Origin of the sequence: Austwickia chelonae NBRC 105200 (genome assembly GCF_000298175.1) — a bacterium.
Taxonomy (GTDB): Bacteria; Actinomycetota; Actinomycetes; order Actinomycetales; family Dermatophilaceae; genus Austwickia; species Austwickia chelonae.
Genome location: NZ_BAGZ01000008.1, coordinates 63915 through 83539, shown reverse-complemented (window position 1 = coordinate 83539; position 19625 = coordinate 63915). Strand labels below are relative to the sequence as shown.

General features: G+C 67.1%; 22 protein-coding genes. 5 read left to right on the top strand and 17 right to left on the bottom strand.

Annotation, left to right across the window (positions count from 1 at the left end; all coding sequences use genetic code 11):
• The first annotated feature begins 55 nt into the window (after window positions 1-55).
• Window positions 56-1132: an ABC transporter ATP-binding protein gene (locus tag AUCHE_RS15595; RefSeq protein WP_006502590.1), complete on the top strand. Its 1077-nt coding sequence runs from the start codon at window positions 56-58 to the stop codon at window positions 1130-1132.
• 105 nt (window positions 1133-1237) lie between these two features.
• Complete coding sequence (locus AUCHE_RS07035; protein WP_006502589.1) at window positions 1238-2485, top strand: DUF4032 domain-containing protein; 1248 nt, start codon at window positions 1238-1240, stop codon at window positions 2483-2485.
• Between the two features lie 153 nt (window positions 2486-2638).
• Here the strand turns inward: AUCHE_RS07035 and rlmB are convergent, their stop codons facing one another.
• From rlmB to AUCHE_RS07000, 7 genes are all read right to left on the bottom strand, one after another.
• A complete protein-coding gene (gene rlmB, locus AUCHE_RS07030) occupies window positions 2639-3607 on the bottom strand; it encodes a 23S rRNA (guanosine(2251)-2'-O)-methyltransferase RlmB (protein WP_006502588.1) in 969 nt (322 codons plus the stop codon).
• Window position 3608: 1 nt separating this feature from the next.
• Window positions 3609-5057, bottom strand: a complete 1449-nt coding sequence (gene cysS, locus AUCHE_RS07025) for a cysteine--tRNA ligase (protein WP_006502587.1) — start codon at window positions 5055-5057, stop codon at window positions 3609-3611.
• 99 nt (window positions 5058-5156) lie between these two features.
• The gene (locus AUCHE_RS07020) at window positions 5157-5849 is read right to left on the bottom strand and encodes a hypothetical protein (RefSeq protein WP_006502586.1); all 693 of its coding nucleotides are present in this window, start codon (window positions 5847-5849) and stop codon (window positions 5157-5159) included.
• The gene (locus tag AUCHE_RS07015; protein ID WP_006502585.1) at window positions 5846-6322 is read right to left on the bottom strand and encodes a hypothetical protein; all 477 of its coding nucleotides are present in this window, start codon (window positions 6320-6322) and stop codon (window positions 5846-5848) included. The genes AUCHE_RS07020 and AUCHE_RS07015 overlap by 4 nt, the downstream gene beginning before the upstream one ends.
• A 379-nt stretch (window positions 6323-6701) precedes the next feature.
• Window positions 6702-7229, bottom strand: coding sequence for a 2-C-methyl-D-erythritol 2,4-cyclodiphosphate synthase (gene ispF, locus AUCHE_RS07010; RefSeq protein WP_006502584.1), 528 nt, complete (start codon window positions 7227-7229; stop codon window positions 6702-6704).
• Window positions 7226-7930 (bottom strand): 2-C-methyl-D-erythritol 4-phosphate cytidylyltransferase, encoded by a 705-nt coding sequence (gene ispD / locus AUCHE_RS07005; RefSeq protein ID WP_081578160.1) that lies wholly within the window; start codon window positions 7928-7930, stop codon window positions 7226-7228. The genes ispF and ispD overlap by 4 nt, the downstream gene beginning before the upstream one ends.
• 2 nt (window positions 7931-7932) lie before the next feature.
• The gene (locus AUCHE_RS07000; RefSeq protein WP_006502582.1) at window positions 7933-8415 is read right to left on the bottom strand and encodes a CarD family transcriptional regulator; all 483 of its coding nucleotides are present in this window, start codon (window positions 8413-8415) and stop codon (window positions 7933-7935) included.
• Window positions 8416-8719: 304 nt separating this feature from the next.
• On the opposite strand from AUCHE_RS07000, the gene AUCHE_RS06995 reads away from it, so the two are divergent.
• Window positions 8720-9307 (top strand): hypothetical protein, encoded by a 588-nt coding sequence (locus AUCHE_RS06995; RefSeq protein WP_143114747.1) that lies wholly within the window; start codon window positions 8720-8722, stop codon window positions 9305-9307.
• A 55-nt stretch (window positions 9308-9362) separates the two neighbouring features.
• On the opposite strand, the gene AUCHE_RS06990 is transcribed toward AUCHE_RS06995, so the two are convergent.
• Window positions 9363-10055, bottom strand: a complete 693-nt coding sequence (locus tag AUCHE_RS06990) for a response regulator transcription factor (protein WP_006502580.1) — start codon at window positions 10053-10055, stop codon at window positions 9363-9365.
• Between the two features lie 4 nt (window positions 10056-10059).
• The gene (locus AUCHE_RS06985) at window positions 10060-11322 is read right to left on the bottom strand and encodes a sensor histidine kinase (RefSeq protein WP_143114968.1); all 1263 of its coding nucleotides are present in this window, start codon (window positions 11320-11322) and stop codon (window positions 10060-10062) included.
• 164 nt (window positions 11323-11486) lie between these two features.
• Here AUCHE_RS06985 and phoU point away from each other — a divergent pair, with 164 nt between their 5' ends.
• Entirely contained in the window at window positions 11487-12176 is a 690-nt protein-coding gene (phoU, locus tag AUCHE_RS06980; protein ID WP_006502578.1) for a phosphate signaling complex protein PhoU, read from the top strand.
• 89 nt (window positions 12177-12265) lie between these two features.
• Here the strand turns inward: phoU and AUCHE_RS06975 are convergent, their stop codons facing one another.
• The 3 genes from AUCHE_RS06975 to mshA are packed head-to-tail and all read right to left on the bottom strand — an operon-like array spanning window position 12266 to window position 14861.
• Window positions 12266-13009: a phosphoglyceromutase gene (locus tag AUCHE_RS06975; protein ID WP_006502577.1), complete on the bottom strand. Its 744-nt coding sequence runs from the start codon at window positions 13007-13009 to the stop codon at window positions 12266-12268.
• Window positions 13006-13557, bottom strand: coding sequence for a YbjN domain-containing protein (locus AUCHE_RS06970; protein ID WP_006502576.1), 552 nt, complete (start codon window positions 13555-13557; stop codon window positions 13006-13008). Before AUCHE_RS06970 ends, AUCHE_RS06975 begins: the two co-directional genes overlap by 4 nt.
• An 8-nt stretch (window positions 13558-13565) precedes the next feature.
• Window positions 13566-14861: a D-inositol-3-phosphate glycosyltransferase gene (gene mshA, locus AUCHE_RS06965; RefSeq protein ID WP_006502575.1), complete on the bottom strand. Its 1296-nt coding sequence runs from the start codon at window positions 14859-14861 to the stop codon at window positions 13566-13568.
• A gap of 263 nt (window positions 14862-15124) precedes the next feature.
• Here mshA and AUCHE_RS06960 point away from each other — a divergent pair, with 263 nt between their 5' ends.
• On the top strand, window positions 15125-15922 hold the full coding sequence (locus AUCHE_RS06960; protein WP_006502574.1) for a class I SAM-dependent methyltransferase: 798 nt from the start codon (window positions 15125-15127) through the stop codon (window positions 15920-15922).
• A gap of 64 nt (window positions 15923-15986) precedes the next feature.
• Here the strand turns inward: AUCHE_RS06960 and AUCHE_RS06955 are convergent, their stop codons facing one another.
• The 5 genes from AUCHE_RS06955 to AUCHE_RS15590 all read right to left on the bottom strand — a co-directional run bounded on the left by AUCHE_RS06955 (window position 15987) and on the right by AUCHE_RS15590 (window position 19621).
• Window positions 15987-16358, bottom strand: coding sequence for a phosphomannose isomerase type II C-terminal cupin domain (locus AUCHE_RS06955; protein ID WP_006502573.1), 372 nt, complete (start codon window positions 16356-16358; stop codon window positions 15987-15989).
• Complete coding sequence (locus AUCHE_RS06950) at window positions 16342-17211, bottom strand: alpha/beta fold hydrolase (protein ID WP_074788415.1); 870 nt, start codon at window positions 17209-17211, stop codon at window positions 16342-16344. The genes AUCHE_RS06955 and AUCHE_RS06950 overlap by 17 nt, the downstream gene beginning before the upstream one ends.
• Window positions 17208-17543: a DUF2516 family protein gene (locus tag AUCHE_RS06945; protein ID WP_006502571.1), complete on the bottom strand. Its 336-nt coding sequence runs from the start codon at window positions 17541-17543 to the stop codon at window positions 17208-17210. Before AUCHE_RS06945 ends, AUCHE_RS06950 begins: the two co-directional genes overlap by 4 nt.
• Before the next feature lie 65 nt (window positions 17544-17608).
• The gene (gene dtd / locus AUCHE_RS06940; RefSeq protein ID WP_006502570.1) at window positions 17609-18034 is read right to left on the bottom strand and encodes a D-aminoacyl-tRNA deacylase; all 426 of its coding nucleotides are present in this window, start codon (window positions 18032-18034) and stop codon (window positions 17609-17611) included.
• Window positions 18035-18133: 99 nt separating this feature from the next.
• A complete protein-coding gene (locus tag AUCHE_RS15590) occupies window positions 18134-19621 on the bottom strand; it encodes a helix-turn-helix domain-containing protein (RefSeq protein ID WP_217994356.1) in 1488 nt (495 codons plus the stop codon).
• Between the last annotated feature and the right edge of the window lie 4 nt (window positions 19622-19625).

The following is a 19625-nucleotide window of genomic DNA, read 5'->3' as shown; positions in this document are numbered from 1 at the left end:
TTTACAACGGATCGTCCGGCACGTTCCTGCCGGTGAAAGGAAAGACAACGTCGTCATGGCCACCGTACGTTTTGAACAAGCCACCCGGACCTACCCGGGCAATGACAAACCCAGCGTGGACTCCCTGGACCTCGATATCGCCGACGGTGAATTCCTGGTTCTCGTGGGCCCGTCCGGCTGCGGGAAATCCACCAGCCTGCGCATGTTGGCCGGCCTCGAGGAGGTCAACTCCGGCCGGATCTACATCGACGACCGTGATGTCACCGAGCTGTCCCCCAAGGACCGCGACGTGGCCATGGTCTTCCAGAACTACGCCTTGTACCCGCACATGTCCGTGGCGGACAACATGGGTTTCGCCCTGAAGATCGCCGGCGTGGACAAGGCGGAGATCCGCAAAAGGGTCGAAGAAGCCGCGAAGATCCTCGATCTCACCGAATACCTGGAGCGCAAGCCCAAAGCGCTCTCCGGGGGTCAACGTCAGCGGGTCGCCATGGGCCGAGCCATCGTCCGTGAGCCCAAGGTCTTCCTGATGGACGAACCCCTGTCCAACCTGGACGCCAAACTGCGGGTGCAGACCCGCACCCAGATCGCCTCCCTGCAGCGCCGACTGGGCATCACGACGGTCTACGTCACCCACGACCAGGTCGAGGCCATGACGATGGGAGACCGGGTCGCCGTCCTCAAGGACGGTCTCCTCCAGCAGTGCGACAGCCCGCGGCAGATGTACGACCACCCGAACAACGTCTTCGTCGCCGGGTTCATCGGTTCCCCGGCGATGAACCTGTTCGACATGGACGTCGTCGCAGGCGGAGTGAGCTTCGGCAATGCCACCCTCGCGGTCGACCTGGGCCCGACACCGCCCCCCGCCGGACGGGTCACGCTCGGGGTCCGCCCGGAGGACCTGGAGATCGCCGACTCCGGCCTACCGGTGACCGTGGAGGTCGTCGAGGAGCTGGGCGCCGACGCCTATGTCTACGGTTCCAGGGAGGGTGCCGACCCCACCGACAAACCGATCGTCGTGCGGGTCGACGGACGTGTCCCCCCGGCGAAGGGCACAAAGGTCCACCTGATGCCCAAGTTGGAGCATGTCCACTGTTTCGATGTGACCACCGGAGCTCGACTGGGTAGCTGAACACCCACGACGGTTTCCCGTCGGTGGCCTCGGGGCGGGGCGTCGCCCGGTGCGGCGCCCCGCCCTCGCCGTCCCCACCCTCGGACGTCGTGCGAGCATGGTCCTGTGCCTCTGCAGATCACTGCCGCCCGCCCTGATCCGGCCCTGCTCGACCTGCCCTGGTCGATGCCCCTGGAGGAGTGGCACGGGCCGTTCATGGCCAATCTGCCCCGCGGGATCTCCCGACACGTGGTGCGTTTCGTGAAGGTCTCCGGGCGAGTCCTCGCCGTCAAGGAGATCAAGGAGGACATCGCCCGGCGCGAGTACCACACCCTGCGTTCGTTGCGGCGCATGGAACAGCCCACGGTGAAACCCTTCGGCGTGATCAGCGGCCGCACCACACCCGACGGGGAGCCCCTGGACGCCTGCCTGCTCACCCGGCATCTGAAGTTCGCCCTGCCCTATCGCGCCCTCTTCAGCCAGCGGGTCCAACCGGACACCACCCGACGGCTGCTGGACGCCTTGGCGGTACTGCTGGTGCGCCTGCACCTGGAAGGTTTCTGGTGGGGGGACGTGTCCTTGTCGAACACCCTGTTCCGACGAGACGCCGGTTCCTTCTCCGCCTACCTGGTCGACGCGGAGACCGGGCAGCTGCTGCCCTCGCTGAGCGACGGGCAACGCGCCCACGACCTGGACATCGCCCGGGTGAACATCGCCGGCGAGTTCATGGACCTCGAAGCCCTGGGCTGCAATCTGGAGGATCTGGACCCCATCGCCATGTCGGACCGGGTGGTGCACCGTTACGAGCAGCTCTGGGAGGAGCTGACCGGGATCGAGACCCTCGAACCGGGTGAACGGTGGCGGATGGACGAACGGATCCGCCGCCTCAACAAACTCGGGTTCGATGTCGACGAACTGTCCTTGTCGACCAGCCCGGACGACACGACCATCCAGATCCAGCCCAAGGTGGTGGACGCCGGCCATCACTGCCGACGGCTGATGCGTCTCACCGGATTGGACGTTCAGGAGAACCAGGCCCGACGACTGTTGAACGACCTGGACAGCTACCGGATGGGCGAGGACAGGCAGGGCGACAACGAGGAACTGGTCGCCCACGACTGGATGGCCCGGGTGTACGAACCGATCGTGTCGAATATCCCTCCGGATCTCCAGGCCAAGCTGGAACCTGCCGAGGTCTTCCACGAGGTTCTCGAACATCGTTGGTACATGTCGGAACGGGCCGGACACGATGTCACCACGCTGTGGGCCTTCGTCGACTACCTCAACACGGTGTTGCCCAAGAAACGGGACGAGGAGGCCATCGTCGGAGTGGACACCGTGGAGACCCCCGTCGTGGCGACCTTCGACGACTGATCCTGGGCGCGGCAGAAGCGGGCCGGGGTGAGGGTGTGTCTCCGCCGATGACGGACCGCGCCCTGGCGGTCACCCCGTATGACGTCCTGGTCTGCGACGATCCGCTGCCTGGCCCGGGGATGTCAGGTCCCGGGGCCAGACAGCGAGGGATCGTCAGCGTCCGGCGCGTCGGCAGGCCACCGCGTACAGGGCGACGCCCGCTGCGATACCCGCGTTCAACGACTCGATCGCGGAGATCGGGATGGACACCACCTGGTCGCAGGTCTCCCGGACGAGCCGTGACAGGCCTTTGCCCTCGGAGCCGACCACGATCACCAGAGGGACATCGGTCAGCTGCAGATCGGGCAGTTCGACCTCACCGTCCATGTCGAGCCCGATGACGAAGAAACCGGCTTTGCGATAGCCCTCCAACGTCCGGGTGAGATTGCCCGCCTGAGCGACGGGGATCCGTGCCGCTGCTCCGGCCGACGTCTTCCAGGCCGCCGCGGTCATTCCCGCGGACCGCCGTTCGGGGACGACGACTCCGTGTCCGCCGAAAGCCGCCACCGAGCGGATGATGGCGCCCAGGTTGCGGGGGTCGGTGATCCCGTCGAGGGCGACGATCAGCGGCGCGCCGGGGATCTCCATCTCCATGAGGTCACGCGGGTCCGCGTAGGAATAGGGCGGGATCTGCAGTGCCAGGCCTTGATGGATGGCGCCGTCGGTCAGCCGGTCCAGCTCGGTACGGGGGGTCTCCAGGACCGGCAGGCCTCGTTCGTGGGCCAGCTTGAGGGCTTCCTTGACCCGGTCGTCGCTGTCGATCCGGGAGGCGACGTACATCGTGGTGACCGGGACCTGCGCCCGCAGGGCTTCCACGACGGAGTTGCGCCCGGCGACCATCTCGGTCGAGCCCTTGGTCCGTCGGACAGGCCGTTGCGGATTGGCCGCCGAGGGCCGTCGAGCCCCCTGGGTCGTCGCACGCTGGGCCGCCTTGTAGGCCTTGTGATAGGGACGGTCCTCCGCTTTGGGCGTGGGACCCTTGCCCTCCAACCCGCGACGGCGGTTGCCGCCGGAGCCGACGGTGGCTCCCTTCTTGCTGCCCGCTTTACGTATGGCGCCTTGGCGGCGCGAGTTACCGGCCATGTCAGTCCTTCGAGTTCTGTTCTGTGTCGCTACGACGTGCCAGCGACCAGCGAGCCCCGGAAGGGGTGTCCTCGACCGCGATCCCGGCTTCGGCCAGGGAGTCACGGATCGCATCTGCGGTGGCGAAATCGCGAGCCTTCCGAGCTACCGTACGCTCTTCGAGCCGTTGGGTGACGAGGGCGTCCAGCGCGGTACGGGTGGCGTCCTCCGCGGAGGTCGCACCTTGGGACCAGGTCGGGTCCAGCGGGTTGACCCCCAGGACGGAGGTCATGGCCTGCACGGCGTCGGCCGCGGCGCGTCCGGCCTCCGGGTCGCCTTCGTCCAGGGCGGTGTTCCCGGCCCGTACGGTGTCGTGGATGACCGCGAGCGCACCGGAGACACCCAGGTCGTCGTCCATGGCGGCCCGGAAGGCTGCGGGGAGGTCCGTCCCGGTGACGGTGGGTTTCCAGGTGGAGTGGGCTCGGCGGAGGAATCCTTCGATCCGGTCGACGGCGGACTCGGCTTCGGCGAGGCTGCCCTGGTGGTACTCGATGGTCGACCGGTAGTGCGACGAGCCGATGTAGTACCGCACGGCCAGGGGGCGGGCGATCTTGGTGATCTCGGCGACGGTCATTCCGTTGCCGAGGGATTTGCTCATCTTCTCGCCTTGGACGGTGAGCCAGCCGTTGTGCATCCAGTACTGGGCGAATCCGCATCCTGCGGCGCGGGACTGGGCTTGCTCGTTCTCGTGGTGCGGGAAACGGAGGTCGACTCCGCCGCCGTGGATGTCGAAGGTGTCACCCAGGTATTTGCGGGCCATGCCCGAGCATTCCAGGTGCCAGCCGGGGCGTCCTCGGCCGTATCGGGTGGGCCAGCTGGCGGTGAGTGGTTCGCCGTCCTTGTGTCCCTTCCAGAGGGCGAAGTCGCGGGGGTCGCGTTTGCCTCGGGGGTCGGCGTCGCCGGCGGCTTCCATGTCGTCGATGCCCTGGTGGGTGAGTTCGCCGTACTGCGGCCAGCTGCGTACGTCGAAGTAGACGTCTCCGCTCCCGTCGGGAGCAGGGTAGGCGTGTCCGCGGTCGACGAGGGTGTCCATCAGGTCGAGCATCTCGGGGATGTGGCCGGTGGCGCGGGGTTCGTAGGTGGCCGGTAGGACGCCCAGGGTGTCCAGGGCCTGGGAGGTCTCCCGTTCGTGGCGGTAGCTCCAGGACCACCAGGGGGTGTCGTTCTCGGCGGATTTGCGCAGGATCTTGTCGTCGATGTCGGTGACATTGCGGACCAGGGTGACCTCGTAGCCGTGGCCGACGGTCAGCCAGCGGCGGAGGACGTCGAAGGCGACGGCGAAGCGGAGGTGCCCGATGTGCGGTGTGCCCTGGGTGGTGAGTCCGCAGATGTACATACCGACGCGGCCTGGTTCCAGCGGGACGAATTCGCGCAGTTCACGTGCGGAGGTGTCGTAGATATGCAGGCTCACGAGAAGCAAGGTTACCGGGAGACCGTGCGCGGGTTCCTCTCCGGCTGTCGGGCATCGGGGTCGAAGCTGGTGCGCTCTCGCGGGTGCCGGGTCGGGGGGTCACCAGTCGCGTCTGCGGTTGCCGCGGACCGCGGTGGAGGCGGTGAGCAGGTCGCCCCAGAGCAAGGAGCTGTGTCGTCCGCGGATGAGCACCTGGTCGGTGTCATGACGTATCGCGTAGGTTCCGTGTCCTTCGACGTCGAGGTAGCTCAGGGAGATGTCGTGGGGGTCGCTCTGGACGCCCCATATCCTCCAGGGCCTTTTCCACAGTTCGTGTTGTCCGCTGTCGAGTGCGAGCAGTGGTGTCGGGTCTCCGGTCATGAGGAGTTGCCAGAAGTCGCCGGTGTCGATCGGACCGTACTGCCGGTCGGTGGTTTCCTCGTTCGGGTGCAGGCGTCCCCATCGGGCCAGGACGATCGGTACTGCGTCGGCGGGGTAGACCAGGATCTCGGCCGTGTCCGGGCCGGTTCCGCCGACGTAGAGCAGACGTCGGCGGCCGACGTGGAGACGGGCCCGGTGCACGCCTTCGGTGTCGACGGCGAAGAGGAGGACGACCGAGGAGCTCCGTAGGTCGTGACGAAGGAGTTGCCCTGCCGCGGTGGGTCTTCCGTCGGCTTCCAGGAGTCCTTTCCGGTGCAGGAGGGCGCGGTCGTCGTCGGGGATGGTGGTGAGTCCGCCGAGTCCGCGCAGGGCGTCCGCTGTTCTCCTGTCGACGCGGGCGGCCGGGGTCGCAGCCGTGCATTTCCAACTCATCGGCGGTCGGCCTTGGGTCGTACATGGGACACGATGTCAGCCACCTCTTCTTCCACGGTCAGCAGGTCAGCCAGTGCGCATTCGATCTCTATCCGGATCGTCCGGTGTCCCTCCACGAAGATGTAGCAGTCGTGGGCGACGGCGATCCCGGCTTCTATCCGTGCGGTCTGGACGAGGCGTCCTTCGCCCCAGTACGGGTGCGGCCAGATGTCCTGGCTCGCCAGCAGGGAGTGGGGGCAGCGTTCACGCAGTTCTTCCCAGATCCGGTTTGCCACCTGGTCGATCCGGTCGGTGCCTTCTTCGAAGATGACCCTGAGGCGTGGAGAACGTCCCCAGCGGCTACCGGGCCCGATGAGCAGGAGGTCGACCTGGCCGGCCTCGTCCGGGTGCGGTTCGGCGCACCGCCAGGTCGCGGGCGTTTCCGCGTCGACCTCGGCCGAGCCTCGGCAACGTCGTCGTTCTCCGATGATCATCCACTCCACACATTCGGTGCCGCCCGCTGTCTCGTGACATGGGTCTGCCCTCGACAGGGCAGAGGGAGCCGACCGTCGAGACGGTGTTTCCCTTGTTTCCATAGGGGCGGTGGGGGTTTATCAGCGTCTCAGGCGGAGTTCTGAGTTTAGGGCAACTTAACTCTTAGTGCGCGGATTAGAAGGTAGCACCCCGGATGACAAGGGCACCAGATGTTGTCCACCCTTTCACCAGCGTTCTTTAACCGGACGGATGTCCATCAACAGGGTCATTCACGTCGACCGGCAGGCAGAAAAAACAGTTCGGCCATTTAACAGTTACACCAGTGACAGGTGTGTTACACGGATTGACTTTCTGTGGAACCGTGGATTCTTTGCCATGTCATCGCGCAGCGACCACCAAGGCGGTGGCGACGGCCGCCACACCCTCCGCGCGTCCGGTGAGCCCGAGCCCGTCGGTGGTGGTTCCACTGATGCTCACCGGAGCTCCGCAGGCCTGGGACATCACCGTCTCGGCCTCGGCACGACGCTGCCCGATCTTGGGACGGTTACCGACCACTTGAACCGCCACGTTCCCGATGTGGAAGCCGGCCTCACGAACCAATCGGGCAGCCTCGGCGAGCAGTGTCAGCCCGGACGCGCCGGTGAGTTCCGGACGGGAGGTGCCGAAATGTGCGCCCAGGTCCCCGATACCCGCTGCGGAGAAGAGCGCATCGCAGGCGGCATGCGCTGCCACATCAGCGTCGGAATGACCCTCCAGCCCCCGTTCCCCCGGCCAGTGCAGCCCGGCCACCATCAGCGGACGGTCCGAGCCTTCTGCAGCAAAAGCGTGGACGTCGACGCCCACACCGACCCGCGGCAGCAGGAGTGAAGATGGCACAGCAGATTCACCGGGAGAAGCAGTGGTCATGCCCCCAAGCCTAGGCTCCCGCGCCTTTCCGCGGTCAGCCGGTATTCGAAGAACGCAAGATCGTCAGGAGTGGTGATCTTCGCGGCGGCGACCTCCCCCGGGACCACCGTCACCCGAACCCCGCAGGACTCCACCAGAGCAGCGTCGTCCGTCGCGCCCAGACCTGTTTCGACCGCACGCCGGTGTGCCTCGGTCAGCACCTCCCGGGTGAACCCCTGGGGCGTCTGGACAGCACGTAAAGCGGACCGGTCGGGAGTCGCGGTCACCAGACCCTCGTCGTCCACCTGTTTCACGGTGTCGACGACCGGTATCCCCGGCACCACGGCGCGACGACCCGAACGCAACGCCCGGATCACCCTGGTGAACAGAGCCGGTGGGGCCAGGCAACGGGCCGCGTCGTGGACCAACACGAACTCGGTGCCCTCACGGACCGCGGACAGTCCGTGCAGGACCGACTCGGTACGTTCGGCGCCGCCGACCACCACCTCGACGCGAGTGCGCTCTGTCTCGGTCAGGAGCGCCCGGGCCTCCCCGAGGTGGGTCGAGGGGGCCACCAGGATCACCTCGTCGACATCCGGGCAGGAGAGCACCTGGTCCAGCGCATGACGAAGCAACGGACGATCGATCAGAGGAACGAAAGCCTTAGGGAGGTCATGTCCGAGCCGACTACCGGATCCAGCAGCGACGAGAACGACGGCGATGCTCAGGAGGCGAGCACCTCGTCGAGCATGGACTCCGCCTTCACCTCGTCGGTCTTCTCCGCGAGCGCGAGCTCCGAGACCAGGATCTGACGGGCCTTGGCCAGCATGCGCTTCTCACCTGCGGAGAGGCCACGGCCTTTCTCCCGGCGCCACAGATCACGGACGACTTCGGCAACCTTGATGACATCCCCGGAGGCCAGCTTCTCGAGATTGGCCTTGTACCGGCGCGACCAGTTGGTCGGCTCCTCGGTGTGCGAAGCGCGCAGAACGGCGAACACACGGTCCAGCCCTTCCTGCCCAACCACATCGCGCACTCCGATGTCTTCACAGTTGTCGGCTGGAACTTCGATGGTCAGGTCACCCTGCGCCACCTTCAGCACCAGATAGAGTTTCTCCTCGCCTCGGATGGTGCGCGTCTTGATCTGCTCGATCAACGCCGCACCGTGATGCGGGTACACAACCGTCTCGCCGACATTGAAGGCCATGTGTTCGGTTCCCCTTTCGCGACCTTCAGGGTACCACGCCCGGTTTCCTCCCTGTAACCCCAGCGCGTCATTTGCGCTGGTCAGTGCGCCGAACCTCCGAAAAGCGGGCGTGAACACCCTTTGACAGCCAGCCCTGTCACATGCCACGCGCGCAGGAGGAGCGCCGGGGTCCGTGGACCGGAATGTGCACCGCCCACCCGAAAGCCGACCTTCGCCGACCGCCCGTCGCGTCGCCCGACCGCCTGTCGACCCGACCGAGCTCGCTCTCCGGCAGCGCACCCCCCGCGCCATTACGCTGACCAGCGTGAATCGCCCTAGGACCCTGCGCAGCACCGCTCCTCGCCGCTCGCCCCGCGTCGCCGCAGTCGGCGCCATCGGCCTGGTCGCCATGACGGCTCTCTCCGGCTGCCAGTGGACCTCGCCGATCACCACGCAGCTCCACTACGACCCTGCCGACGGCAAATCCGCCGAGATCGGCACCGTCAAGGTCCTCAACGCCCTCATCGTCGCGGAGGCCAAGGACAGCGCGGGAACGCTGGCAGCAACCCTGGACAACCAAGGACCCGACAAACAGATCGTCAAGATCCGGGTCGGTGAGCAGTCCGTGGCCTCCATCGAGATCCCCCCAGGACGCAGCGTCCAGACCAGTCACGGCGGGAAGACCGTCCGGATCGACAAAGTGCCTGCCGCACCCGGCGAACTCACCGCGCTCGTCTTCAGCACCGAGAGCGGCGGAGCGACCCCGGTCAGTGTCCCGGTCCTCCTCCCCCACGAGGGCGGCCCCTACGCGACCCTCAAACCCTCCGGCGGTGCCTCCCCCGCAACGCCACCCACCGCGTCCACGGCCCCTGGCACGAGCACCAGGCCGGCAGAGGAGCCTGCTCGGCACTGACCCAGACGGGGCTGGTGGTCGGGACCGGTCCGATCCCGACCGCCAGCGAAAGCCCTCAGCCGACGCCCACTTCTTCGAACTTGTAACCCAGCCCACGCACCGTGACGATATGCCGTGGCGCACTCGGATCGACCTCGATCTTGGCCCGGAGCCGCTTGATGTGGACGTCGAGGGTCTTGGTGTCACCCACGTAATCGCTCCCCCACACCCGGTCGATCAACTGCATCCGGGTCAACACCCGACCCGAATTACGCAGCAGGATCTCCAAGAGCTCGAACTCCTTCAAGGGCAGAGCCGTCTGGTCGCCCCGCACCGTGACGATATGCCGTTCCACATCCATCCGGACCGGCCCGACCTCGATCGCGCTGGGCATGAGCTCCTCCGGCTCGGCCCGGCGACGCATCACGGCCTTGATCCGGGCCAGCAGCTCCCGGCTGCTGTACGGCTTGGTCACGTAGTCGTCCGCCCCGATCTCCAGACCGACGACCTTGTCGATCTCGCTGTCCTTCGCGGTCAACATGATCACCGGAACAGAAGAACGTTGACGCAACGCCCGGCAGACATCCACCCCGGAGATCCCGGGAAGCATCAGGTCCAACAGGACGAGATCAGCTCCGCTGCGTTCGAATTCCTCCAGCGCGGCCGGCCCCGTCTCGGCCACCGTGACGTCGTACCCCTCTTTCTTCAAGAGATAGGACAACGGGTCGGAGAACGAGATCTCGTCCTCCACCACCAGGATCCTGGTCATCTCCTCACCTCTCTGCCGGCCGCGAGGAACGGCTCGAGTCCTGGGAAAAAGCTCCGTCCTCGCCGCGGGCGTGTATCCCGTCCACCGGCGAGTTCACCTCCGTCGAAGGCGTGTCCCCGACATCCGAGGTGCCGGCGACGTCCACGCCCTGTGCCGCGGCCGGAAGACGCATCGTGAACGTCGACCCCCGGCCCTCTTCGCTCCACACCTTCACTTCACCACCGTGGTTCGTACAGATATGTTTCACGATCGCCAATCCGAGCCCGGTGCCTCCCGTCGCCCGGGAGCGTGCAGGATCGACGCGGTAGAAACGTTCGAAGATCCGATCCTGCTCCGCAGCGGGGATGCCCTGCCCCTGGTCCGACACCATGATCTCCACCACAGCCCCGACACGGCGCACCCCCAAAGCCACCCGGGTACTGTTTCCCGAGTAGTTGACCGCATTGGTCAACAGATTGTCCACCGCCGTTCCCAGCATGTGCGCGTCCCCGTAGATCCAGACATCGGGATCACTGGCGATCACCACATTCATCTGTTTAGCCTCGGCCAAAGTCATGATGCGTTCCGCAGCTTCTCTCGCCACCACAGCGACATTCACCAGCACCGGATCGGACAGCGAATCCGAAGCCTGAAGACGCGACAGATCGACAATTTCCTGGACCAGTCTGCTCAAGCGGGAGCTCTCGACCTGAATCCGCCGGGCGAAACGACTCACCGCCTCGGCGTCGTCCCGGGCGTCCAATACGGCCTCGGCCAACAAGGAGATACCTCCCACCGGTGTCTTCAGCTCATGGCTGACATTGGCCACGAAATCACGCCGGACCGCCTCGACCCGCTGTGCCTGGGTGTGATCCTCGACCAACAGGAGCACCTGATCCTGTTTCAGCGGAGCCACCCGCGCCTGCACCGACAAGGTGCCCTGCCCCATCGGCCCGCGGGCGAGTTCCAACGAGGACTCCCGGATCACGCCCTCCCTGCGGACCGCCCGCACCAGATCCCGCAACTCCGCATGGGCCAGGTCCCGCCCACGGATCAGCCCCAGCGCCAACGCAGCCGGGCTCGCGATGACCACGGCGTCCCCGGCGTCCAGGACCACCGCGCTGCTACGCAGCACCCGCAGGACATCGGCCACCCCCGAGGTCGAGGGGTCTGCACCGTCCTCGTCCTCACCATCAGTGCCCCCGCACCGACCGGAAACGACCCGGGCGCCCAGGACCGCGCCGACCACGAGTCCCCCGACCAGAGCCAGGCACAGCCACACTGTCATCTCCACGACAGGCAGGTTACGCACTCCGGCCGCCCCACCGGACTTCACCGGGCAGTGCCACGGCCCAGGCGCATACTGTTCACTTGAGCGCCCGAAACTGTTCATCCTGAACTGAAAACCTCACCAAGAACACCCATTGAGAGCACCCGTCGGAGTAGGAGACCATGCGCGACGCATTCCACGAGGACCTCAACTGGATCTCAGAACAACTCGTCGAGATGACACGACTGGCCGGTTCGGCGATGAGCCGCGCCACCACAGCCCTCCTCGACGCCGACATCGCCCTCGCCGAAGGAGTCATCGCCGCAGACCAGCGGCTGGACGACATCCGCGTCCAGATCGACGACCGCGCCATCGACCTCCTCGCCCGACAACAACCCGTCGCCACCGACCTGCGGATGATCGTCACCGCCATGCAGATGGGCGCCGACCTGGAACGGATGGGCGATCTCGCGAAACATATCGCCAAGGTCGCCCGGCTGCGGTTCCCCAACTCCGCTGTCCCCGCCGAGATCCGCCCCATCATCATCGAGATGGACACGGTCGCCAAACTGATCGTCACCCAGACCGGCGCCATCATCTCCCGCAAGGACGCCCAGGGCGCCACCCAACTCGTCCAGGCCGACGACCGGATGGACGCCCTCCACAAGCAGGTCTTCACCCTTCTTCTCGACGAGCGTCGGCAGTACGGCATCGAAGAAGCCATCGACATCACCCTGCTCGCCCGCTACTACGAGCGTTTCGCCGATCATGCCGTCCTCGTGGCCCACCGGGTGGCCTACCTGGTCACCGGAGAATGGCAGACCGTCGAAGGACGCCAGCCGACCGACAACGACCCCCAGAGCACTCATTAGGAGACCGCCCGGGACACATTTCCTGGTCGACACACGTGTAGGGGCCGGATCTCGGAGGAGATCCGGCCCCTACACGGTGAGAGCCGAGGTCAGCGCCCCTGGTTGGCCACTGCCTGGGCCGCCGCGGCCGCGGCCTCCGGATCCAGGTAGGTGCCACCCTTGGTGACCGGCTTCATGTCCTCGTCCAGCTCGTACACCAGAGGCTGGGAGGTCGGAATGTTCAGCGCGGCGATGTCCTCGTCGGAGATCCCGTCGAGATGCTTCACCAGTGCCCGCAAGCTGTTGCCGTGCGCCGTCACCAGAACGACCTTCCCCGCCTTCAGATCGGGGACGATCTCGTTCTCGAAGTAAGGAACCAGACGTGCCACGACGTCCTTCAGGCACTCCGTCTCCGGATTGACCCCGTCGATGGCGGCATAACGGGCGTCATGGGCCTGGCTGAACTCGTCGTCGGCGGCGATCGGCGGCGGCGGCGTGTCATAGCTCCGACGCCAGAGCATGAACTGCTCCTCGCCGAACTCCTGCAGGGTCTGTTTCTTGTCCTTGCCCTGGAGCGCACCGTAGTGGCGCTCGTTCAGACGCCAGTTGCGCTTCACCGGGATCCAGTGACGATCGGCCGCATCCAGCGCGGTGTTCGCCGTATTGATCGCCCGCCGCAGCACCGAGGTGTGCACGATGTCGGGCAGAACACCCTTGGCCTTGAGCAGCTCGCCACCCTTGGCCGCCTCGGCGCGCCCCTTGTCGGACAGATCGACGTCCACCCAGCCGGTGAACAGATTCTTGGCATTCCACTGGCTCTCGCCATGGCGCAACAACACGAGGGTGTAGGTCATGGCCCCAGTTTATTCGGTCCCTCCGAGAAGGGAACCGGACCACCGTCCTTCGCCTCCACGAGCTCCTCGCGGAAGGCCTCCAGATTGCGCAGCGACTCCCCCCGCTCGACCCGCCAGGCCCACTCCTTGCGCATCGACGTCCGGAAACCGGCCAACAACAGGTCGTTGAACGCCCCATCTGCTGCAGCCAGGACCACCCCGAACAGCCGGTCGACGCTCTGCACGTCCACCGACGCCAGGGGCAACCGCCCCACCACGTAGACGTCGTCGTGGACATCCACCGCATAGGCCAGGCCGGGCATCCGTAGATTGCGCCGCAACAGCTCCCGGAAGAAATCGGCCTGGTTCTCGTCGGGATGGCGGATCACGAACGCCGAGAGGGATAGGTCGCCGACGCCCAACAGCAACGAACACACCGTCCGCAGCTTCTGCTCCCCCGGGAGGACCACCACGAGTTCACCCGGACGAGAACCCTCCTCGACATCCAGCCCCTGTTCCCGAGCGAACTCACGGACCGCCTTCTCCGCTGCAGCACGTATCTCTTCCACCCGCCGTCTCAGCTCCTCCGTGTCGGGGCGAGCGCACTCGCCCGGGCCAAGGCCTCCAGTGTGTCCGACCGGCGGCTCGCCGCAGCCTCCTCGTAGACCCCCAGGAGCCGATCGGCGGTCGTCTGCCAGCCGAAGGACCGCGCATGTTCCACGCCCAACGCCCCCAGGCGTTCCCGCCGGGCACGGTCGTCCACCAACTCCTCGAGATGACAGGACCACAGCTCCACCTCGTGCCCCGGCACCAGGACGCCGCCGCCGACCGCAGTAGGCAGTCCACCGACGTCGGCAGCCAGCACCGGGGTCCCGCAGGCCTGAGCCTCCAGAGCCACCAGACCGAAGGATTCGTTGTGCGAGGGCACCGCGACCAGGTCGGCGGCCCGATACCAATGGGCCAGCCTGTCCCGAGGGCCGGGACGTTCGAAGATCACCCGGTCGGTGATCCCCAGGTCCTGGGCCAGCTCCTGCAAGGCGGTGGGCCGCTCCAGCCCGTTACCGCTCGGCCCCCCGTTGACCACGACCCGCAGCCGCCCCCCGAGGTCCTCCCGCCGGGAGAGCAGATCGGCGACAGCGGCCAACAACAGGTCAGGCGCTTTCAACGGTTGGATACGTCCGACGAAGGCGATCAAGATCTCGTCCGGGTCGATGCCCAGCAGTGACCTGCTGTACGCCCGATCCCCAGGGTGGAAAGTACGCAGGTCCACTCCCGGGTTGACCACCCGCACCCGGCCCGGGTCGGCCTCGTACAGGTCGACGAGCTCGGCCGCCTCGGCGTCGGTATTGGCCACGAGCCGGTCCGCGACCGCAGTGACCTGCACCTCACCGATCTCACGGACCTGCGGTTCGGGCTGGTCCCCGACGGCCAGGTGGTTGTTCTTCACCCGGGCCATGGTGTGCATGGTGTGGACCAGCGGCACCTGCCAGCGTTCGGCGGCCAGCCAGCCCACCTGACCCGACAGCCAGTAGTGCGAATGGACGACGTCGTAGTGACCCTCCGGACGGGAGGCGACGGCCTGCATCACGCCGGCAGCGAAAGCACAGAGCTGGCTCGGCAGTTGTTCCTTGGCGAGTCCTTCGTAGGGTCCCGCCGGGACGTGCCTGACCAGTACGCCGGGTTCGACCTCGACATCCGCCTGCCCCCCGGCGGTCGCACGGGTGAAGACCTCCACGCAGACCCCTCGCCGGGCCATCTCCACAGCACTGTTGTAGACGTAGACATTCAACCCGCCGGCATCGCCCGTACCTGGTGTGGCCAGTGGTGACGTATGTACGGCGATCATCGCCACCCGGTCGATCTGCGGGCTCAACGCCGCTCCTCTCACCCACGACACCTGCGGGCCCCCGTAGGGGATCCCTCGGTGCCGTTCCCTCGTCCTCCACGCCTCCGGACGAGACGTCATCGCCCTGTCAACGCTGCAGGAGCCTGTGTGCTTCCCCCACGGTGAGTCCTGTTTCCTGTGTTTTCGACGGATGGTCCCCAGGCATCGCACGATCGCACCTCGAGATCCCACCCCGATGGCCTCCGCCGAGGCGCGAGGGGAACGAGCGGCCCGGACCTGCGGCGTACCGTGTGCGGGTGAGCAGGCGAACGATGGTGGGTGCAATCACCCGGGGGACCACGAATCCCAACCGGTTGAGACGCTGTGACCGATGGCTCGCCCAGACCCAGCGGTGGCGCCTGTACGACACCTCCGACCCGGTGGTGGTCGATCTGGGATTCGGTGCCTCCCCGGTGACCACGGTGGAGTTACGGGACCGGCTGCGCAAAGCGCACGACCGGGTCTCGGTCGTCGGTGTCGAGATCGACCCTGCCCGGGTCGCCGTGGCCGCACCGATGGCCGGGGAAGGGCTGGAATTCCGCGTCGGTGGTTTCGAGGTGCCCCTGCCGGGTGACAGCAGGGCCGCTGTCATCCGGGCGTTCAACGTCCTGCGGCAGTACGCCGAGGACGATGTCCCCCAGGCCTGGGAGATGTTGTGCGCACGGCTGACTCCCCGCGGCCTTCTGATCGACGGCACCTGCGACGAGATCGGACGACGAGCCACCTGGGTCGCCGTCACCCGGCAGGGCCCGCAATCGTTGACCCTGTCGATGAACTTCGGGGCCTTCGACCGGCCGTCCGATGTGGCGGATCGACTGCCCAAGTCCCTCATCCACCGCAATGTCCCCGGCGAGCGGATCCACACCTATCTGCAGGCGCTCGACGCCGCCTGGGCTCACCAGGCCCCCCTGGCCTCCTACGGACGCCGCCAGCGGATGGTCGCCACCGCACATCAGATGAGAGCGGCAGGGTGGCCACTGGCCGACGGGCCACGACGGTGGCGGCTGGGCGAGCTCACCGTGCGATGGGATGCGGTGTGTCCTGCCTGACGAACCGGACGGCGGCGGACCTGTCCTTCGTCACAGGTCCGCCGCCGTCGGTACGTATTCGGTCTCAGTCGCGTGCGTAGTCGTCCTCGATGCGGACGATGTCCTCCTCGTCGAAGTGGCCGAAACCTACCTCGAGGATCCTGGCGGGCCGGTCGCCCGTGTTCGCCATCCGGTGCACGGCGCCCTGGGGAACCCAGATCAACTCGCCCTGCTCGGCACTCCAGGTGCGTTCACCGACGGTGACCTCCAACGGCGCGGCATCGAGGACCGTCCACATCTCGGCCCGCTGCGCGTGGGTCTGCAAGGAAAGGCGCTGCCCCGGGTTGACCGTGATCACTTTGACGGTGGCACGTTCGTTCTGGCAGAAGCTGCGGAAGTCACCCCAGGGGCGCTCGACGCTGAAAACGTCTGCTCGACGGTCATCCAGGTTGGTCACGTGCAGTCCTCTCAGGTGTTCGGCCGCTGCCTTGGGGCCCCACGACCTGGGGATTATCCCCTAGGAATTCTCCGACGACGGCCCTCAGCTTAACGCGGTGAGCCCACAACAACCCACCCGGGGGGAAGACTTCCAGGTGCGCACCAGGCAGGATCTCGGCGAGTTCTCCAGCCACCGAGACAGGATGCACCGGGTCGTCCTCCTGGGCGACGACCAGCACCGGCACACGCACGGAGGACAACTCCGCCCGATCGGCGACAGCGGTCCGGCACGGCAGCTCACGCAAGGCCCGGACGACCCCGGTGGAATCCAACAACCAACGGGCCTGAGCCTCGGCCCACCGATGACGCTCTCCCGGAACTGCCCCCGACCCGGCGTGCTCGGTGACCAGAGCCGCGGCCACCCGATCCGGGTCGCCGGACTCGAGCAGCTCGGCGAAATCCGTCGACCGTCTCACCAAGGTCTCGTCCCGCGCCCGGTCCAGCACAGCGGGCAACATCAGCACCGCCCGGGCGAAGCAGGAGGGGTCACGGGCCAGAGCCGCACAGACAGCGCCTGCCCCCATACTGACGCCCAGGACCCGATCCGCACCGCACCGCCCGACGACGGACATCAGGTCGTCCGCCAGGTCGAGATAGGTCCAGGGGCCCGGTGGCGCGACCGAAGCGCCGTGCCCACGGAAATGGAAGAAGACCTTCCGCCCCGGCACACCCGATGCGAAAGGCCTCGTCGTCGCGATCGATTCGCCCAGACCATGGGCGACCACCGTGGTCGGCCGTCCTTCCCCGAACGCACACCACTCCACCTGCGCGGGAGCGGCGGGACGATGCCGGGCGGGCAGCGACGCGGTCACCACGAACCGTACGGACCGTGCCCCGAAGCCCCACCCCGACCGCGGGGCCGGTGGTACTGACGGATCGCCGGGCGGACATCTGCGAGGAAGACTCCCGCGGCGACCACCGCCAACAGGCCGATCCCGAAAACCCGTTGCACTCCTGCGAAACCCACGAGGACGGCCACGCCGGTGATACCGACCCAGGCGGCCTTCGTGAGCTTGCCTGCCGCGGAATATGTGGCCGCCGGATAACGGATCGCCTCGACGAAGGCGAAGACCTCCATCGCGAGAGCGGCCACGCCCAGCAACAGGATCACCCAGGCCTGGGCGCTGTACAGCGATTGGATCATGCACCCAGCGTACGGGGAGCCGGAGGCAGACCGTCGAAACTGCAGTGCAAGGCCTCGGTCGCGGGTCAGATCTCCACGATGACCGTGAACGGCCCGTCGTTGACCAGTTCGACCTGCATGTCGGCCCCGAAGACACCCGTCGCCACTTCGATGCCCTGAGCCCGCAGCTCCCGGGCGACCGCGGCCACCACCGGCTCGGCCTGCTCCCCCGGAGCGGCAGCGGACCAGGACGGCCGGCGCCCTTTCCGGGTGTCCCCGTACAGGGTGAACTGACTGATCAGCAGGACCGGGGCCCCGGCCTGGGCGCAGGAGAGCTCGCCGTGGAGGATCCGCAGGCCTGCGATCTTGCGGGCCATCGCCGCAGCCTGGTCGGAACCGTCCTCACGATTGACCGCCAGCAAGGCCACCAGCCCCGCACGGTCCACCGATCCCACCACTTCGCCGTCGACCCGCACCGCGGCGCGGGTGACCCGTTGCAGGACGGCTCTCATCGACGACCTCCGCTCACGACGACATCGCTCGACGGTGAGCGTACTGCGGGGCCGGGACAGCCATGTGTCCCGGCCCCGCCGCGATATCCGTGCGAACGGTCATGCCCCGTGCGGTGGGAGCTGCGCGCTCGGCGACGAACCGGGCTGGCTGTTCTTGGCCGCCTCGGCGACGACCTCCCCGCTGGGCGGAGGAGGCACCGCCGCCGTCGCCGGCATGTCGGACGGAGATGCCGCCGTGCGGCGGGTCGTCGCCTTACGGGCCGTCGTCTTACGTTCCGTCCGCTTCGCCGGGGTACGGGTGCTCGCCCGACGTTCCCCGCCAGTCGTGCGGCTCGTGGCCGTACTGCTCCGGCGGGCAGTGGCCTTCTTCGTGGGGCGCGCCGACGGGGAGTCGCTCTTCTTCTCGTCCGCGGGGACGGATGCGGTCTGCACGACCGGGGACGCCGCGGGCGATGCCGCCGGGGATGCGGTCGCGGCCGTGCTGCCCGGTGAGCGCCGACGGCGGGCCGTCGGTTTACGCACCGGCGCGGCGACAGCCGAGTCGACGGTGTCCACCGCTTCGTCGACGGCACGACGGCCGGCGTGGGTGACGGCCTCGACGACATGGGAGGCCTGGTCGACGACCGCACCGGCCTGGTGGACTGCGGCCTGCCCGGTCCGCAGAGCCGCTTTGCGGGTCTTGTCGACCCGGCGTTCGGCCTCGGTCCGGCCTTGTTCGACGACGTGCTCGGCCTGGGAACGCCCCCGTCCGACCAGGTCGGTGGCCTGTTGCATGAGCCCCAATGCGGTGGTGGTGGCCTGCCCGGTGAGATCCACCGAACGTCCACGCTCGGCCAGGTCGGTGTAATGCTGCCGGCTGCGGGCCATCATCTCCAAGGCCTGGTTGAGTGCCAGGTGGGGCACCTGTTTGGCGCCCTCGACGACCTTGGCGAGATCGTTCCCGGCTTTCTGTTGGAGACCGTCGATACTCTCCTCGGCGTCCTTGGCCGCTTTGGCGCCGAGTTCGCGCAGCTTCTCCACGGCCAGATCCGAGGCGCCGAGCATCACGTAGATCGGGGTCAACGCGGAGATCTCGGTGGATGCGCGAGAAGGCGCACCTTTCGATCCTGGGGCATTCATGCGGTCCTCCTGGGGTACGTAGCGGTTCCCCTCCGGGAACAGGTCCTCGTCGGCAGGGCACTCGGTCGCCGCCTTCGACGGTTGCACCGGTGCTGCTGCCCTGTCGTACGGCGGTTCGCCGATGATCCGGGCGTATGCCTCGAGCATGGCACGACGTTGGATGATGTCCAGCCGCGGATCGGCACGGATCGCCCGAGAGGTGTCCGCGCTCTCAGAGTCCCGGGTCGCCTGGAGCAGTCCCGCACGGACGTAAAGGGTCTCCGCCGAGAGGGAGAGCCCCTGGGCGATCTGTTGGAGGATCTCGGCGCTCGGCCGACGCAGGCCTCGTTCGATCTGGGACAGATAGGGGTTGCTGATCCCCGTGAGTGCAGAGAGTTGTCGGACGGACAGGTCCGCGGCGGTGCGCTGTTGCCGGAGAAAAGCACCCAACTCTCGCATCCTGGTGCTGGGAGTCGTGGATGTGCTCATGGTG

Coding starts and splice junctions, on each gene's coding strand:
- AUCHE_RS15595 (WP_006502590.1), top strand. CDS start 56: ATGGCCACCGTACGTTTTGAACAAGCCACCCGGACCTACCCGGGCAAT.
- rlmB (WP_006502588.1), bottom strand. CDS start 3,607: ATGGCCGGTAACTCGCGCCGCCAAGGCGCCATACGTAAAGCGGGCAGC.
- AUCHE_RS07020 (WP_006502586.1), bottom strand. CDS start 5,849: ATGAGTTGGAAATGCACGGCTGCGACCCCGGCCGCCCGCGTCGACAGG.
- AUCHE_RS07015 (WP_006502585.1), bottom strand. CDS start 6,322: ATGATCATCGGAGAACGACGACGTTGCCGAGGCTCGGCCGAGGTCGAC.
- ispF (WP_006502584.1), bottom strand. CDS start 7,229: ATGACCACTGCTTCTCCCGGTGAATCTGCTGTGCCATCTTCACTCCTG.
- AUCHE_RS07000 (WP_006502582.1), bottom strand. CDS start 8,415: ATGGCCTTCAATGTCGGCGAGACGGTTGTGTACCCGCATCACGGTGCG.
- AUCHE_RS06990 (WP_006502580.1), bottom strand. CDS start 10,055: ATGACCAGGATCCTGGTGGTGGAGGACGAGATCTCGTTCTCCGACCCG.
- AUCHE_RS06985 (WP_143114968.1), bottom strand. CDS start 11,322: ATGACAGTGTGGCTGTGCCTGGCTCTGGTCGGGGGACTCGTGGTCGGC.
- phoU (WP_006502578.1), top strand. CDS start 11,487: ATGCGCGACGCATTCCACGAGGACCTCAACTGGATCTCAGAACAACTC.
- AUCHE_RS06975 (WP_006502577.1), bottom strand. CDS start 13,009: ATGACCTACACCCTCGTGTTGTTGCGCCATGGCGAGAGCCAGTGGAAT.
- AUCHE_RS06945 (WP_006502571.1), bottom strand. CDS start 17,543: ATGATCCAATCGCTGTACAGCGCCCAGGCCTGGGTGATCCTGTTGCTG.
- dtd (WP_006502570.1), bottom strand. CDS start 18,034: ATGAGAGCCGTCCTGCAACGGGTCACCCGCGCCGCGGTGCGGGTCGAC.
- AUCHE_RS15590 (WP_217994356.1), bottom strand. CDS start 19,621: ATGAGCACATCCACGACTCCCAGCACCAGGATGCGAGAGTTGGGTGCT.